General features: G+C 39.7%; 2 protein-coding genes. One reads left to right on the top strand and one right to left on the bottom strand.

Annotated features, from left to right (window positions below; all coding sequences use genetic code 11):
- Window positions 1-490: 490 nt before the first annotated feature.
- Window positions 491-880, top strand: coding sequence for an HU family DNA-binding protein (locus tag C3B73_RS07015; RefSeq protein ID WP_103664892.1), 390 nt, complete (start codon window positions 491-493; stop codon window positions 878-880).
- 273 nt (window positions 881-1,153) lie between these two features.
- Here C3B73_RS07015 and C3B73_RS07010 read toward each other — a convergent pair whose 3' ends face one another.
- Window positions 1,154-1,825, bottom strand: a complete 672-nt coding sequence (locus tag C3B73_RS07010) for an IS1595 family transposase (protein WP_103663920.1) — start codon at window positions 1,823-1,825, stop codon at window positions 1,154-1,156.
- Between the last annotated feature and the right edge of the window lie 52 nt (window positions 1,826-1,877).

The following is a 1,877-nucleotide window of genomic DNA, read 5'->3' as shown; positions in this document are numbered from 1 at the left end:
GTCAGAGACTTGCTCTGCAAAGACTCCTAAGTCAGCGCTCGATAGGTTTTGGATAACGGATTATAATTAAAAGACTCGTTGTAAGACTTAAGAGATGCTGGGGAGGTATTAGGGATTGCATTTCGAAGACAAATAGCATCTACGAATCCATCATTCCGTCCGGTCATAATCAAATGATCATTCAGCAAAGGTGAGGACGGGGTGATGGATGATGGTTTAAATGAGCCATGAACTCTAAAGGATAGGGTGTCACAGCTTGATCCATCACCCGGCTCGTTTTGTAGTCAAAGTGTTTCTCCTAAACAGAATGAGCCGAATGATGGAATGGGTGGGGTATCTTGATCTTTCTGTGAATTGTTGCCGGGGAGGCCAATTTTGAGACGTTAAGGTTAGGTTCTGAAAAAACTTTGTAAGGAATCGTTCTTAAACTGCTCTAACTCTGTAAGTCGTTATTTACATGGCTTATAAACCTTAATTAAATAACAAAACAATGCCAATATCATTTAATGTTATAGAAAGAGGGGAGCCCGGAGTTGAGGGCGGCGGAGTAAAGAAGTTCTATGCTTCCGCACAAAGTACAGGCTCAGCAGGAATTGAAGAGCTGACCAACCGAATAGAAAAGATAAGTACAGTAAGCGGGGCAGACATTCGTGCTGTACTGTATTCCATCATAGATGTATTACCTGAATTGCTAAGTGATGGGAATATCGTCGAGATCGGTGACCTGGGAAGTTTCAGGGTAAGTATTAGTAGTAAGGGCAGTGAGGTCGCTGAAGAAGTTAGCAGCAGCAATATTAAAAAGGCTAAGATCATCTTCAGGCCCGGGAAAAAGTTCAAACAGATGTTGAATAATCTGAATTATTCCAAGATATCTACATAGAACTGATAAGTAACCTGAGAAATAGCGTTAACTACCATTAACTATTAATCTATAACAGGCTTGTTTAACCGACAAGCCTGTTATTTTTTGGTTATGCTTATAGTGATTTAAAAACATGCCTACCTTTTTGATAAAACATGTGCATGTTTTTGGTGATTGATACTTATGTTTTTGGTAGTCATAGGGCATAGATTAATGATGAGTTTTAGAATAAATTTTCAGTATTCATACACTAACGAGTAATAATATTTAGGGTCTTATGAAGTTTAGAGCTCAAAGAGGTTCTTCTCTAAGCTTCTTCAGTAAGATCTTGTATAAGTTTTGATTTCGATGATTAAAGCGATATTCAGTTTCTTTTAAATACACATAAAAATGAGATTTCGATACCCCATTAAATTGAGCCAACCGGCGTTTGGCATAACTCCAAAAAGATTCAATGCCATTAATGTGACTCGAGGAATTGGCGAATTCATCCTGGCCATGTTGAACACGATAATGTTTGTCATAGCCCACATCCACTAGGCCATTATAGCCTCGCCAACCATCACTGTGAATCACACTGGCCGGGGCCACTTTTCCACGTATAATACACTGGAGTGTCTTTTTTCTTGCATCAGGGACAATTTCGGTATAGACTTTGCCCTTACGTTTGAAAATGCCAAAGACAATGGTTTTACCCGAAGCTCCTCGTCCTCGTTTACCAGGAATTCGTCGTGGACCAAAATAAGACTCGTCAACCTCAATGATGCCTTGGATCCGAGCCGATTGCTCAGACCATCGAGCGATGTGATGGCGCAGTTTGTCAAAGATCACGGTAACCGATCGCAATGAAATGCCGGTTAACTCAGCCGTTTCCGTTGCGGTTAAATCTAACGAAAAACACTTGATCAGATGCCGAAATTTAGCTTCTGAAATATGTGACCGTTTATAATACTTGTTATTCATTGTATAGCAATATGTTACAAGATTTTATAACATGCTATACTTCATAAGACCC

It is taken from the genome of Gracilimonas amylolytica, from assembly GCF_002911695.1.
Lineage (GTDB): Bacteria > Bacteroidota > Rhodothermia > Balneolales > Balneolaceae > Gracilimonas > Gracilimonas amylolytica.
This window is presented reverse-complemented; position numbering and strand designations above follow the sequence as displayed.